Here is a 12,684-nt window from a genome sequence, read left to right as displayed (position 1 = left end):
ACGCGTGCAGTTGGAGAGATGACGCGTGTGACGGCGCCGGGCACGCTCCCTCCGGCCTGAGTGTCGCCGGGGGAGGAGGGATCTCCGTCCCCGGGCGCCGTCACGCGGCCGCGCGCGGGGTGATATCTGGCCTGGGGGTCAGGCATCGGGGCCGTGTTCGAGGAGTTGCCGGACGAGTTCGTCGAGGTCGAGGTGGTCGCTCTCCTGGCCGGGCGGCACGATGTGCTCGCTCCAGCGCAGGAAGGCCTCGACATCCGCCGCCTGGGCACGCAGCAACAGCGTGTCCGTCTCACCCGTCCCGTCGTGGCCGGCGAGGAGGAGGTAGAGGCTGTCCGCATCGTCGCCGTGGCCGGGGTAGATCGACACGGCGCCCGCGCCGGAGCGGCGCCTGGTGCCGGCGGTGAGCAGTTCCCGGGACAGGGCCCAGGTGACCGGAACGGCCGTGTCGGTGTGGCTGTCCAGGTACACGGTGTACGGGTCTTCGGCCGAGTACGCCAGGCAGGCGGGGACGGGAATGTTCCGGCCGGCGGTGATCGCGTGCAGCATGAGGTGTGTGGTGCACAGCCATGCGGTCGAGTGCTGTGGCGGGACGGCGGTGGGCTCGTTGTGGGTCATCCCTGTTCCCCTCCCGGGCCGGAGGGTGTGTCCTTGAGGCTGCCCCTCGGAGCCAGGTCCGTGACGTCCATGTACCACGCCTGCCGGTTCTCGCCCGCGTCGCTGATCAGTGTGGCCGGCATGCGCTCGAACGACGCTGACGAGTCCGGCTCGAACCGGACGGCGCCGAAGTAGCGCTCACTTCGGGTTCCGCGTTCAGCGCTCATGCGCCTCCAGCGGCTCGCGGCGCAGCGGGCGGCCCCGGAGGTGGCGGCCCCTGCCGGACGCGGCTCTGGTAACGCACAGCACGGTCCGGCACCTCTGTGACGGATCCTCATGTCGCTTCTCCTCTTGTGCTTGAGAGCGCCGGCCGGTGGCAGGCGCTCCCCGAACCGGGAAATACGTGACGCGTCACGCATATTTCACCAGACGCTAGGTGACACGTCAACTACTTCAGGTGACGCGTCACCGAATTCTGGATACGCTGGCCGCATGGACACCGACTCCCCCTGGCTGACCGAGCAGCAGCAGCACGTCTGGCGCAGCTGGCTGCGGGTGAACACCGAGCTGCCCACGGCCCTGCACCGCCAATTGCAGGCGGACTCCGAACTGTCGTTGCCGGATTACGACGTTCTGGTCCAGCTCACGGACACGCCCGAGGCCCGGGTGCGGGTGCAGGACCTCGCGCGCGCCCTGCGCTGGGAACGCAGCCGCCTCTCCCACCACATCAAGCGCATGGAGAACCGGGGCCTGGTACGGCGCGAGGAGGTTCCCGACGACGGCCGAGGCGCCTATGTGGTCCTCACGGCCGAAGGCCGGGCCACGATCGAACAGGCCGCCCCTGCCCATGTGCGGACCGTGCGCAACCTCATCTTCGACGCCGTCGGAGCCGACGATCTGGCCGCTCTGGGCACGGTGCTCGACAAGGTACTCGCACGCCTGGAAGAGGCCGAACCGTCCAGCCGGTGAGCGCTTCCGAATACGGGTGGGGTATTCGTTCCGTCCCACCACCTCCGGGCCGGCGCTCTACGAAGAGTTCAAGGAGGCGCTGGCCCGGTACCCCGGCGTGATCGTCCTCGTGACCCACCCACGACCGGTGCCGGGGCCTTTTCCGGGCGACCGCCCCTCCCCCCGCGCGGGCGCCCGGCCTGACAGCCGGCGGTCGGACGGCCCAAGCTCTGGAGTTGCTCAAGTCCGGTTGGGTCGCCGGTCGTCGGGGGCATCGTCCTCGCACACGCGACGCGACAGGCACGCGTGACAGAGACCCACGGGGGACGACATGGCCGACTTCCTGATGATCGCGGGCTTCGCCGTGATCGTGATCCTGCTCGTCGGGGCGGGTGGGAAGAAGAAGACAAGGGGCCGGGGCGGGCGCCGCGGCGGTGGAGACGGCGGTGGCTACGGCTGCGGGGGCGGCTTCTCCTGCGGCGGCGGATCCTCGTGCGGCGGCGGCGGGGGCGGCGGCGACTGAGCCGCCCGGCCGAGGCCGGCCCTGTCCCGGGAGCCCAGGAGCACACGGCGCAGAAGCACGCTGCCGCCCCCCCCGGATCCCCGCCCCCCTCCAGCGATCCAGGGCTTGTCCCGAAGGACTGCGCGACCGCAGGATTCGGGAGTGATCCATTTTGGGGAGGGGAAATGATCAAGGGAGGCAACGGCTTCGTTCCGACGGTGCCGCTGCGGCTCGCGGTGCGGAACGGGCTGGATGTCGCGGTCCTGTTCCTGACGGAGACGGGCCGGGTACGGGGGGACGGGGACATCGTGTTCCACGGTGCGCCGATCCATCCCTCGGGTGCCGTAAGGCTGTTGGGGGAGGAGAGCGGCACGGTGTGGCTGGAGGCCGGCCTCACCGCGATCGAGGACGAGATCGTCCGCGTGCTGGTGGTCGGGTCGGCGGAGGTCGGCGCGCTGCGGGACGTGGACGAGCTGTCCGTGGAGGCGTTCGCGCCGGACGGCACGTCGGTAGCGCGGTACGACGTGACGGATGCGGGCGGCGAGACGGCGATGGTGCTCGCGGAGCTGTACCGGCGGGCGGGGGGCTGGAAGTTCCGAGCGGTGGGCCAGGGCTATGTGAACGGCCTCGCCGGTCTGGCGAGGGACCACGGCGTGGACGTGGCGGAAGACGCCCAGGCCCAGGCCCACGTCCAGGCGCAGGCTCAGGCCGAGGCTCCGGTTCCGGTTCCGTTCCAGCCACCGGCGCCGGCTGCGGCTTCGGGCCCGGTTCCGTTCCACGCGCCGCCTGCGCCGTCTGCGCCGTCTGCGCCGCCTGCGGCACCGGGCGCGGTCCCGTTCCATGCCCCGGCCCCTGCCGCGGCCCCGATCCAGCCCTCGGCTCCGGCTCCGGTGCCGGTCTTCGGGGTGCCTTCCGCTCCGGCGCCCGCGGCGGTGGCTCCACCGTTCCCGCCGCAGCCGAGCGGGCCCGACTGGGCGTTCGGTGCCGTCTTCGAGCCGTACACGAAGACAGGCCGGGACAACGACGTGATCACGCTGAACGGGCTCCCGCCGGGACCGGTCGTGGTCGACCTCAGCATCCGGGGAGACGGATACACGGGCATGTGGCCCCTCACCCGCTTCAACAAGGAGGGGGACACCCTCGTCAACAGTACGGAGGAGAACTTCCGGGGCCGCCTCCTCGCCCTGGTCCCGGGCAACGGGCGCCTGCGGCTACAGCTGAAGGCGGAAGGCCCCTGGCAGCTCCAGGTGCTGCCGCTTGCCGCGGCGACGCGCCTGACGGAGGAAGAGCTGGAGTTCCGGGGCCCCGACGTCCTGCTCCACACAGGAGGAACGGCCGATCTCGCCCTCCGCTACCGAGGCGACGACAACCTCATCATCAACCTCTACGAACTGGAGGGGCACGACGACCCCGCCACCCTGCCCAGGGACGAGAACGTCGTCAACGAGATCGGCAAGCGGAGGGAAACCGTTCCGCTGCCCGAGGGTCCGGTCATCGTGCACCTGGAGCGGGCGGACGGCCCGTGGCGGGCGCGGCTCAAGCACCTGGAGCCGCACAGCCGACAGTCGGACGGCGCCCTGTCGCAAGTGACCGATATCGGCAAGGCCAAGGGCCGGCTACGGCGAGGCACGCACTGACCGTCCCGCCGCCGGACGCTCCAGACGCGGAAAGAGCCACCTGGCGCCGCGTTCGGCTTGCAGGCATTTGCAAGCACGGGCGCGGCGTCACGCGATGCTGTACGGCCGCGACCGGCCCTCCGAGGCCCACGCGCGGCGAAGGATGCTCCCCACGTGCGCGGCCGAGGGCGGGTTGTCAGCAGCAGCCGCCGCTTGCCTCGCCCGCCCCCGCGACCGCTTCGAGACGGCAGAAGCAGGACGCGTTGATCGGCACGTCCGCCAGGGCGGACGCCAGCTTCAGCTGCTGGGCCACGATCTGCGCTTCCCCGGTCCTGCCCAGACGCAGGAGACACTCGTGGAATCCGTGCAGCGCCCATACGTTGCCCGGGTGTTGTGAAGGACGCGGCAGCGTGTCGTCGAGGCCCAGATCGGCCCGGTAGACGGCCTCCGCCTCTGCCACGCGTCCCTGTTCGAGAAGCAGGGCGCCGTACGCGTGCCGAGTGGGCTGCATCCATCCCCACGGCTCGTCGTAGGGAAGGTGGTCGTCGAGTGCGATCGACCGCTCCAGCGCGGCGAAGGCGGCGTCGTGGTTCCCCTTGCGGTACTCCAGTTCGCCGTCGAGCATCTCCGACGCGATCGCGAGGATGTCGACGCAGGTGTTGTTGAACAGCGTGCGTGACCCGGGTACGCGGGAGACGGCCTCACGGAACAGTTCGCGCTCCCTCTCCGCCTCCGGGATCCGGCCGGTCGCCGAGAAGGCGACGCCGCGGGCGTAGTGGACCATCGCCGTCGTCACGCAGTACAGCTCCGGGTCGGCGGGCAGCGGCAGTTCCAGGATGTCCGACCAGCGGCCGAAGCGGATGAGCACGTGCACCCGCATGGCGAGGAAACCCTCCAGCCAGTCGGCCATGGGCGGACTCTGCACCCTCAGCAGTTCCTCGGGGATGGAGGCCTCGAGCTGTGCGGCGGTCTCCAGGGCGGTCCCCGACCGGCCGAGGAACATCGCACCGTAGATCTTGAAGTGGTAGTTGTGCGAGCGGTACAGCGTGTAGAAGTTCATCGCGCCGGCCCGCGCGTAGTACTTCTCGTCGGCGGCGATCGCGGCGGTGTTGTCCGACACCACACGCCGGTAGTCCCCGCAGAGCACCTCCAGGTGCGTGGGCATGTGCTGCAGGTGCCCGGCGTCGGGCACGAGGCCACGGAGCCGGTCCGCGACGGGCAGGGCGGCCTCGGGGGTCGGGGACATCTCCATGAGGTGGACGTACATGTGCAGAAGGCCGGGGTGCGCCTTCCCCCGCCCGGTGCCGATCGCCCGCTCGAGGACCGCCTTCGCCTCCAGCGTGCGTGAGCCTGCCGCCGGCAGCCCGGTCCCCAGGTCCCACAGCTGCCACGGCGTGAGGTTCATCTGCGCGTCGGCATGGAGGGCGGCGACATCGAGGTCGTCGGGAGCCAGTTCGTACACGGCGCGCATGCTGTCGGCGTAGGGCTCGTTCCACACCGAACAGTCCTCGACCGCTTCCGCCTGCGGATACCGGTACCGCAATGCCCGGATCAGGGCCTGCTCGACGGGAGTCGCGCCGGCCGCCTTCTCGTGCGCGCGTTCGACGGCCGCGTGGGTGCGGGCAACGGTTCGGGCCAGGTCCTCGCCGTCGAAGAACTCCCAGGGCTTGTTGTAGTTCGGACCGAGGGCGTAGGCGATGCCCCAATAGGCCATCGCGCAGTCCGGATCCGCCGCGGCGGCGGCTTCGAAACAGGAGACGGCCTCCTCGTGGTGGAAGCCGTACGACCAGACAAGCCCCCGGTCGAACCACATCTGGGCGGACGGGGAGGACGTCGTGACGGGGCGGGTGTGGGTGCCGAGGTCGTAGTAGTCCATCCGTCTCTCCTGAAGGTACGGCCCGGTCGGCCAGGTGGCGCGTAGGGAGCCGTTCGGCCCGGCCGGACATGTGGACGCGCCGCGACCGGCGCGCACTGTCCCAACGTGGTGGCGGCCTCCGGGGACACCTGTGGCCGAGCGAGAACAGATCCCGCCCGGCCGGGAGTCGCACGCGCCGGGCGCCGGCCGGCCACTCGGACCGTGCTGTCACCCCAGGAAGCGGAGAGCTTCGGGCGAACCCATTGATGCAGGAAACACGGCGCCCGTCACTCACGATGTGACACGGCGGCCCCGTGCGGGGGTACCTCTGAACTTGCTCAAATAGGCGGTAACACGGTGACCCGCAGGGGACGCTGACCCCATGAACCAGGACGTGCGTCTGCGGTTGTCCGCGGACCCCTGGGGGTCGAGGCGAGGTGGCACCAGTGGAGATGTGGATGGTGATCGGCGGTCTTGCGGCGGTCGTCGTGCTCTATGGAACGGTCCAGTGGGCCATCGACGTGCGGCGCGAGCGTGACCATGGCAGTAACAGCCACTGGAGGACTCCCGTCGACCCGGCCGACCACGCCGGTGGCGCATCGGGTCAGACGTTCTCCATGGGTGACGGGGGCGGAGGGAGCACGTCGTGAGGCAGGTATGGCCGGCCGCCTCCTGATCACCCACCTCACCCACCGACGAGTGCCGCCGGTCCGTCCGAGGAGCTGGTGCCGTTCGTGGCGGTGGGCGAGCAGCCGCTGAACGGGACGTTTACGCTCGGCCGGATCGGCCCGAACTCGGCGCGGAACGGCGCAAGTCGGGTCAGGCGTGTTCGGGCCGGGTGTTGATTCCGACCCCCCACGTCACTCCGGGGTCCGGTCCTCGTTCCCCGCTGGTTCTTCCTCGGAGGCGGACGCCTTGCGGGACTTGTCCGTCGTCTCCGCGGCGTCGCCCGTCTTCTCACCGCCGGGCCTGCCCTTCCCGCTCCGGCGCTTCTCCTCCTCGAGCTGCTTGCGGACCTCTTCCGGCTTGTCTCCGAGCTGGTTCACGACCTGCTCCCTGGTCATTGACGACGTGGTTCCGCGGCCAGGTTCACACAGGCACACGCCGCCCGCACCCGGGCGTGCCGACGCCGGCGGAGCCCCCTGTCACCAGGGGGCTCCGCCGTGTCGGATCAGTGGAAGGTGATGAAGCCGTTGCCGTCGCGGTCGTTGGCGGCCTTGGTGTAGGAGTGGACGTCCGCGCGGTCGCCGGAGGGCTTGTAGAGGTAGATGGTGTCGCGGTCGTTGTTCCAGATGAAGTTGCAGTTGTCGCGCCAGGCGACGTTGTCGCCGTCGGAGTCGGTGCCGTGCCCGCCGCGGAGCCTCACGTAGTCCCCGGGCTGCAGGTAGTGGTTCGTCGGGAACGTGTGCCGGTTGCCGACCGCGTCCTTGACCACGTAGCCGCGCAGGTTGACCGTCGCGGTACGGGAGTAGTTCTTGATCGTCAGGTACTCGTGGCGGGTGTTGCCCGTCGTGCAGCTGTTGGAGTCCCTTCCGGGGGCGTCGTACTGGACGCCCCAGACCTTCAGGGCGGACGAGTATTCGGCCGCCTGGGCCGGGGCCGCGGTCAGGACGGCGAGCGAGCCGGCCGCGAGCGCGACGGCAAACGCATGGGCATGGGTGCGCATGGTGAGGTCCCCCCTCAATAGTGCTGATGAGCGGGCAAAGCCTATAGAGAAGACGACTTACTGTTTATAGTTTCAAGTACTTTGATCCGGATAGGTCACCGCATGGTGTATGCGACCGGACGACGGCCACGTCGGATCGGCTGTGCTGCTCTCCGGCCTCCGGGACCGAACTGCCGGCGTCGCCACGCGTGCGCGACCCCATATTTGATCCCGTTCAAATATGTTGTGCCTGTGGATACGTTCCGGGGCGTGGGGAGGGCTGATGTGGGACGCGCAGGTTGGCGACGTGCCACCTTGATGGTGGCTGCGGGCGCGGTCACGGTTGCCTGCAATGCCGCGGCCTACCACGCCGCGGAGCTCTCCGCCGAGCAGTTGGCAGGGGAGTGGCGCAGCCGGGAGGGTACGACCTTGACCTTCGGTGAGAACGGGAGTTTCACCGGCGATCAGGTTGCTCGGATGTCGGCGGCAGAGACCTGCGGGGACGCTTCACGCTTGTCCTCCGGCAGGTGGGCCTTCGGTTCGGGGGACGGCGAGCCTGTGAATCACGGTGCCTACCTGAGTCTCACGTTCTCCGGCACCGACTGCGTGGTCCCCGTCTTCCTCTTCGGCGAGGTGGATGATCCCGTGATGTGCCCGACCAGTGGCGATCCCGACGTCGGCTGCGAGCACGATGAGTACCTCGACCGCGTCGCACCCGTCGCCAGGACCGCTGCCTCGCACTGAAAGGCACCCGGCTTCGTCGAAGTTCGTCGGGAACTGTTCAGGCGGCCTGGTCCCTGGATTTGCAGGGGGGCGGGCCGTATAGCCTGGCGAAATGCTTACAGAGGTCACCGCGACCCGTTACGTCACGCCACTGCGTGAGGGCGGTTCGCTCCCCGGGATCGTCGAGGCCGACGATCTCGGCACCTACGTCATGAAGTTCACCGGCGCCGGGCAGGGACGCAAGACGCTCGTCGCCGAGGTCATCTGCGGCGAGCTCGGGCGGCGGCTCGGGCTGCGGGTGCCCGATCTCGTCACGATCCAGCTCGATCCGGTCATCGGCCTTTCGGAGCCGGACCAGGAGGTGCAGGAGCTGCTCAAGGCCAGTGGCGGGCTCAACCTCGGGATGGACTTCCTGCCGGGGTCGCTCGGGTTCGATCCGCTCGCCTACGAGGTCGGCGCGGCCGAGGCCGGCAAGGTCGTCTGGTTCGACGCGCTGATCAACAACGTGGACCGGTCGTGGCGCAACCCCAACATGCTGGTGTGGCACGGGGACCTCTGGCTCATCGACCACGGCGCCACCATGATCTGGCACCACAACTGGCCCGGCGCCGCCGCCTCCGCCGCGAAGCCGTACGACGCGTCCGACCACGCCCTCGCCCCCTTCGGCCCGGACGTCGACGCGGCCGCCGCCGAGCTCGCGCCGCTGGTCACGGAGGAACTGCTCACCGAGGTCGCCGCGGACGTGCCCGACGAGTGGCTGGTCGACGAGCCGGGCTTCGACTCCACCGACGCGCTGCGCCGTTCCTACGTGGAGGCCCTGCTGTCGCGTGCCGCGACGATCCACGAGCGGATCACGCTGAACGCCCCGACGAAGTCCCGGCCGTCCCAGGCGCCCGGCTGGCTGACCGACCATGCGACGCCGTGGCCGCACACCGCGAAGAAGCACGCGCGGACGGACGAGAAGGACGCACGCCGGTGAACGACCGCGATGTTTTCGAGTACGCGCTGCTGCGCGTGGTGCCGCGGGTCGAGCGCGGGGAGTGCTTCAACGCGGGCGTGGTGGTCTACTGCCGTGCCAGGACCTTCGTGGCCGCCCGTACCCACCTGGACGAGGGGAAGCTGCGGGCGCTCGACCCGGAGGCCGACGTGACCGGGGTACGGGCGGCGCTCCACGCCGTTGAGGGTGTCTGCCGGGGCGGCGACGCCGCGGGACAGGCCTCCCGTGACGACGCGGGCCGGCGCTTCCGGTGGCTGATCGCGCCCCGGTCCACCGTCGTCCAGCCGGGGCCGGTGCACACCGGCCTCACCGCCGATCCGGAGGCGGAGGTGGAGCGGCTGCTCGACCTGCTGGTGCGCTGACGGACGCGGCTGATCGATGTGACATGCGCCGTGGACCCCTGGTGCCGTTGACACCGCGTGCCAGGGCTTCTAGCGTCCTGTCTGCCGAAGGTACTAAGCGGTTGCTCAGTGAAGGGCCGTGAACGTCGGCACAGGGATTGACGGGCTTCAAGGGCGAGGAGAACCAGAATGTCCACCACCGAGCAGCGTGTGGCTGTCGTTACCGGAGGCGCGCGCGGTATCGGCGCCGCCACCGCCGTCCGGCTCGCGGCCGACGGCCGGGCCGTAGCCGTGCTCGACCTCGACGAGGCGGCCTGCAAGGACACGGTCGAGAAGATCACCGCAGCCGGCGGCAAGGCGCTCGCGGTGGGCTGCGACGTCTCGGACGCCGCACAGGTGGAGGCCGCCGTGGCCCGCGTCGCGGCCGAGCTCGGCGCGCCGACGATCCTCGTGAACAACGCCGGTGTGCTCCGCGACAACCTGCTCTTCAAAATGAGCGAGTCCGACTGGGACACCGTCGTCAACGTGCACCTCAAGGGCGCGTTCCTGATGGCCAAGGCCTGCCAGAAGCACATGGTCGACGCCGGCTTCGGCCGGATCGTCTCCCTGTCCTCGTCCTCGGCGCTCGGCAACCGCGGCCAGGCGAACTACGCGGCGGTCAAGGCCGGCCTCCAGGGCTTCACCAAGACCCTCGCCAAGGAGCTCGGCAAGTTCGGCATCACGGCCAACGCCGTCGCCCCGGGCTTCATCGTCACCGAGATGACGGCGCAGACGGCGGCCCGCGTGGGTATGGGCTTCGAGGAGTTCCAGGCCGCCGCCGCGACCCAGATCCCCGTCCAGCGCGTCGGCCGGCCCGAGGACGTCGCGAATGCGATCGCCTTCTTCGCCGGCGAGGACGCCGGATTCGTCTCCGGCCAGGTCATGTACGTGGCCGGCGGCCCGCTCAACTGAATCGGGGTTCGAACGACATGGCAGCACAGACAGCAGGGGCGGGACAGGTCGCGGACAGCGGCAAGGTCGCGCTCGTCACCGGCGCGAGCCGGGGCATCGGGTACGGCATCGCCGAGGCGCTCGTCGCCCGTGGCGACCGGGTGTGCATCACCGGCCGCGGCGAGGAGGCCCTGAAGGAGGCCGTGGAGCGGCTCGGCGCCGACCGGGTCATCGCGGTGGCGGGCAAGGCCCACGACGAGGCCCACCAGGCGGCGGCGGTCGAGCGCACCATGGAGGCCTTCGGCCGCGTCGACTTCCTGGTCAACAACGCCGGCACGAACCCGGTCTTCGGCCCGATCGCCGAGCTCGACCTGGGCGTGGCGCGCAAGGTCTACGAGACCAACGTGATCTCCGCTCTCGGCTTCGCGCAGCAGACGTGGAAGGCGTGGCAGAAGGAGAACGGCGGTGCGATCGTGAACATCGCCTCGGTCGCCGGTGTCTCCGCGTCGCCCTTCATCGGCGCGTACGGCATGAGCAAGGCCGCGATGGTCAACCTGACGCTCCAGCTGGCGCACGAGCTCGCGCCGTCCGTCCGCGTCAACGCCATCGCGCCCGCGGTGATCAAGACCAAGTTCGCGGAAGCGCTCTACGAGGGCCGGGAGGCCGAGGCGGCCGCCGCCTACCCCCTGGGGCGGCTCGGGGTGCCGGCGGACATCGGCGGCGCGGCCGCGTTCCTGACCTCCGAGCAGTCGGACTGGATCACGGGGCAGACGCTCGTCGTGGACGGCGGTATCTTCCTCAACGCGGGCGTCCACTGACGCCGAGCGGACCGCCCTGAGGCGGTTTGTTCCTGAATGATCCAAGTGCCCCGCCGGGCCGTCAGGTTGACCCGGCGGGGCGCTGCGGTATGGTTCGCCGACCCATGGCTGAACGAGGAGCGTGCACGTGTTCTACCGGACCTGTCTGCAGGCCGCTGCAGCCCTAGCGTCCATATCTCTGCTGGCGGGGTGCGGCCTGTTCTCGGACGAGGACGCCGACCGTGAACAGAAGATCTCCGTCGGTACGACCAGCGAGCCGAGCACTCTCGACCCGGCTGCCGCCTGGGACGGCTCGTGGGAGTTGTACCGGAACGTCTTCCAGACCCTGGTGAGCTTCCCGACGGGGAGCACCGTGCCGCAGTCCGACGCGGCCGAGTGCCGCTTCGCCGACAGCAGCAACAAGGTCTTCGAGTGCGAGCTCAAGGAAGGCCTCACCTTCACCAACGGCGACAAGCTCGACGCCGCCGCGGTCAAGCACTCCATCGACCGTATCCGGACCATCGCCGTGCAGGGTGGTCCGAAGGGTCTGCTGGGGTCGCTCGACAAGGTGGAGACGACCGGTGACCGCATCGTGACCTTCCGGCTCACGACGGCCGACGCCACGTTCCCGTTCATCCTCGCGACCCCGGCCATGTCGATCGTGCCGCCCTCCGAGTACCCGGCCGACAAGCTCCGTGAGGACGGCAAGCTCACCGGCTCCGGTCCGTACGCCCTGGCCTCGTACGAGAAAGGCGACCGGGCGGAGCTGACCCGCTTCGCCAAGTACAAGGGCTTCGCGAAGATCAAGAACGACGCGGTGACGATCCGCTACTTCCAGGACTCCGCCCTCATGATGACGGCCCTGAAGAAGCAGGAGATCGACGCGATCAACCGTGGTCTGACCGCGGAGCAGGTCGTCGAACTCCAGGAGAAGAAGCCGGAGAACGACCACCTCCAGCTCGTCGAGACGGTCGGCGCCGACATCCGCTACCTCGTCTTCAACCCGTCCGACCCCAACGGCGGCAAGCTGGCCGTGCGCCGCGCGATCGCGCAGGTCGTCGACCGTGGCGCGCTCGTGGAGAAGGTCTACAAGGGCACCGCGGAGCCGCTGTACTCGATGGTCCCCAAGGGCATCGCCGGGCACACCACGGAGTTCTTCGACCGGTACGGCGAGCCGGACGTCAAGAAGGCGGAGGAGATCCTCGAGGACGCGGGCATCAACGAGCCGGTGCCGCTGAGCTTCTGGTACACCACCGACCGGTACGGCTCAGCCACGGCCCCCGAGTTCGCCGAGCTCAAGCGGCAGCTCGAAGCCACCGGCCTGTTCAAGATCACGATCCAGGGCAAGCCGTGGGACGAGTTCCAGAAGGGCTACCAGGCGGGCCAGTACCCCGTCTTCGGACGTGGCTGGTTCCCCGACTTCCCGGACCCGGACAACTTCATCGCACCGTTCGTCGGCGCGAACAACGTCCTCGGCACCCCGTACGACGCACCCGAGATCTCCGAGCAGCTCGTGCAGTCCCGGCGTGAGAGCGACCGCGGGGCGGTCACCAAGCAGTTCGAGAAGGCGCAGGAGATCCTCGTCGACGACGTTCGCCTGCTGCCGCTGTGGCAGGGCAAACTGTACGTGGCGGCCAGCGAGGAGATCGGCGGCGGCGAGCGTGCCCTCGACCCGCAGACCGTCATGCAGGTGTGGGAGCTGTACCGCAAGGCCAGCTGGTAGCGCTGTCAGTGCC

At 69.7% G+C, this 12,684-nt stretch carries 15 protein-coding genes; 10 read left to right on the top strand and 5 right to left on the bottom strand.

The features are described from left to right. Positions 1-138 precede the first annotated feature (138 nt). Complete coding sequence (locus AB0K36_RS18755) at positions 139-615, bottom strand: SsgA family sporulation/cell division regulator (protein WP_364595332.1); 477 nt, start codon at positions 613-615, stop codon at positions 139-141. Then, positions 612-821, bottom strand: coding sequence for a hypothetical protein (locus tag AB0K36_RS18750; protein WP_364595329.1), 210 nt, complete (start codon positions 819-821; stop codon positions 612-614). The genes AB0K36_RS18755 and AB0K36_RS18750 overlap by 4 nt, the downstream gene beginning before the upstream one ends. A gap of 265 nt (positions 822-1,086) precedes the next feature. Here AB0K36_RS18750 and AB0K36_RS18745 point away from each other — a divergent pair, with 265 nt between their 5' ends. The 3 genes from AB0K36_RS18745 to AB0K36_RS18735 all read left to right on the top strand — a co-directional run bounded on the left by AB0K36_RS18745 (position 1,087) and on the right by AB0K36_RS18735 (position 3,681). After that, on the top strand, positions 1,087-1,563 hold the full coding sequence (locus tag AB0K36_RS18745) for a MarR family winged helix-turn-helix transcriptional regulator (protein WP_364595326.1): 477 nt from the start codon (positions 1,087-1,089) through the stop codon (positions 1,561-1,563). 310 nt (positions 1,564-1,873) lie between these two features. Then, positions 1,874-2,065 (top strand): hypothetical protein, encoded by a 192-nt coding sequence (locus AB0K36_RS18740; RefSeq protein WP_364595323.1) that lies wholly within the window; start codon positions 1,874-1,876, stop codon positions 2,063-2,065. A gap of 164 nt (positions 2,066-2,229) precedes the next feature. Further along, positions 2,230-3,681, top strand: a complete 1,452-nt coding sequence (locus AB0K36_RS18735; RefSeq protein WP_364595320.1) for a TerD family protein — start codon at positions 2,230-2,232, stop codon at positions 3,679-3,681. A gap of 175 nt (positions 3,682-3,856) precedes the next feature. Here AB0K36_RS18735 and AB0K36_RS18730 read toward each other — a convergent pair whose 3' ends face one another. Continuing rightward, the gene (locus AB0K36_RS18730; protein ID WP_364595317.1) at positions 3,857-5,536 is read right to left on the bottom strand and encodes a tetratricopeptide repeat protein; all 1,680 of its coding nucleotides are present in this window, start codon (positions 5,534-5,536) and stop codon (positions 3,857-3,859) included. 425 nt (positions 5,537-5,961) lie between these two features. Here AB0K36_RS18730 and AB0K36_RS18725 point away from each other — a divergent pair, with 425 nt between their 5' ends. Beyond that, positions 5,962-6,165: a hypothetical protein gene (locus AB0K36_RS18725; protein ID WP_364595314.1), complete on the top strand. Its 204-nt coding sequence runs from the start codon at positions 5,962-5,964 to the stop codon at positions 6,163-6,165. A gap of 210 nt (positions 6,166-6,375) precedes the next feature. Here AB0K36_RS18725 and AB0K36_RS18720 read toward each other — a convergent pair whose 3' ends face one another. Together AB0K36_RS18720 and AB0K36_RS18715 are read right to left on the bottom strand one after the other, a co-directional pair. Beyond that, positions 6,376-6,561 carry a hypothetical protein gene (locus tag AB0K36_RS18720; RefSeq protein WP_364595311.1) on the bottom strand — a complete coding sequence of 62 codons (186 nt, stop codon included), beginning with the start codon at positions 6,559-6,561 and terminating at the stop codon, positions 6,376-6,378. Between the two features lie 125 nt (positions 6,562-6,686). Further along, positions 6,687-7,181, bottom strand: coding sequence for a lamin tail domain-containing protein (locus AB0K36_RS18715; protein WP_364595308.1), 495 nt, complete (start codon positions 7,179-7,181; stop codon positions 6,687-6,689). A 231-nt stretch (positions 7,182-7,412) separates the two neighbouring features. On the opposite strand from AB0K36_RS18715, the gene AB0K36_RS18710 reads away from it, so the two are divergent. From AB0K36_RS18710 to AB0K36_RS18685, 6 genes are all read left to right on the top strand, one after another. After that, positions 7,413-7,904: a hypothetical protein gene (locus AB0K36_RS18710; protein ID WP_364595306.1), complete on the top strand. Its 492-nt coding sequence runs from the start codon at positions 7,413-7,415 to the stop codon at positions 7,902-7,904. A 91-nt stretch (positions 7,905-7,995) separates the two neighbouring features. Next, complete coding sequence (locus tag AB0K36_RS18705; RefSeq protein ID WP_364595303.1) at positions 7,996-8,862, top strand: HipA family kinase; 867 nt, start codon at positions 7,996-7,998, stop codon at positions 8,860-8,862. After that, on the top strand, positions 8,859-9,242 hold the full coding sequence (locus AB0K36_RS18700; protein WP_364595300.1) for a DUF3037 domain-containing protein: 384 nt from the start codon (positions 8,859-8,861) through the stop codon (positions 9,240-9,242). The genes AB0K36_RS18705 and AB0K36_RS18700 overlap by 4 nt, the downstream gene beginning before the upstream one ends. A gap of 168 nt (positions 9,243-9,410) precedes the next feature. Further along, positions 9,411-10,172, top strand: coding sequence for a 3-oxoacyl-ACP reductase FabG (gene fabG, locus AB0K36_RS18695; RefSeq protein WP_189470121.1), 762 nt, complete (start codon positions 9,411-9,413; stop codon positions 10,170-10,172). Positions 10,173-10,189: 17 nt separating this feature from the next. Further along, complete coding sequence (locus tag AB0K36_RS18690) at positions 10,190-10,969, top strand: SDR family oxidoreductase (protein ID WP_189470119.1); 780 nt, start codon at positions 10,190-10,192, stop codon at positions 10,967-10,969. A gap of 127 nt (positions 10,970-11,096) precedes the next feature. Continuing rightward, positions 11,097-12,671: an ABC transporter substrate-binding protein gene (locus AB0K36_RS18685; protein ID WP_364595296.1), complete on the top strand. Its 1,575-nt coding sequence runs from the start codon at positions 11,097-11,099 to the stop codon at positions 12,669-12,671. Positions 12,672-12,684 lie beyond the last annotated feature (13 nt).

Origin of the sequence: Streptomyces kurssanovii, from assembly GCF_040677245.1 — a bacterium.
Taxonomy (GTDB): domain Bacteria; phylum Actinomycetota; class Actinomycetes; order Streptomycetales; family Streptomycetaceae; genus Streptomyces; species Streptomyces kurssanovii.
This window is presented reverse-complemented; position numbering and strand designations above follow the sequence as displayed.

Coding starts and splice junctions, on each gene's coding strand:
- AB0K36_RS18740 (WP_364595323.1), top strand. CDS start 1,874: ATGGCCGACTTCCTGATGATCGCGGGCTTCGCCGTGATCGTGATCCTG.
- AB0K36_RS18690 (WP_189470119.1), top strand. CDS start 10,190: ATGGCAGCACAGACAGCAGGGGCGGGACAGGTCGCGGACAGCGGCAAG.
- AB0K36_RS18735 (WP_364595320.1), top strand. CDS start 2,230: ATGATCAAGGGAGGCAACGGCTTCGTTCCGACGGTGCCGCTGCGGCTC.
- AB0K36_RS18755 (WP_364595332.1), bottom strand. CDS start 615: ATGACCCACAACGAGCCCACCGCCGTCCCGCCACAGCACTCGACCGCA.
- AB0K36_RS18715 (WP_364595308.1), bottom strand. CDS start 7,181: ATGCGCACCCATGCCCATGCGTTTGCCGTCGCGCTCGCGGCCGGCTCG.
- fabG (WP_189470121.1), top strand. CDS start 9,411: ATGTCCACCACCGAGCAGCGTGTGGCTGTCGTTACCGGAGGCGCGCGC.
- AB0K36_RS18745 (WP_364595326.1), top strand. CDS start 1,087: ATGGACACCGACTCCCCCTGGCTGACCGAGCAGCAGCAGCACGTCTGG.
- AB0K36_RS18730 (WP_364595317.1), bottom strand. CDS start 5,536: ATGGACTACTACGACCTCGGCACCCACACCCGCCCCGTCACGACGTCC.
- AB0K36_RS18705 (WP_364595303.1), top strand. CDS start 7,996: ATGCTTACAGAGGTCACCGCGACCCGTTACGTCACGCCACTGCGTGAG.
- AB0K36_RS18750 (WP_364595329.1), bottom strand. CDS start 821: ATGAGCGCTGAACGCGGAACCCGAAGTGAGCGCTACTTCGGCGCCGTC.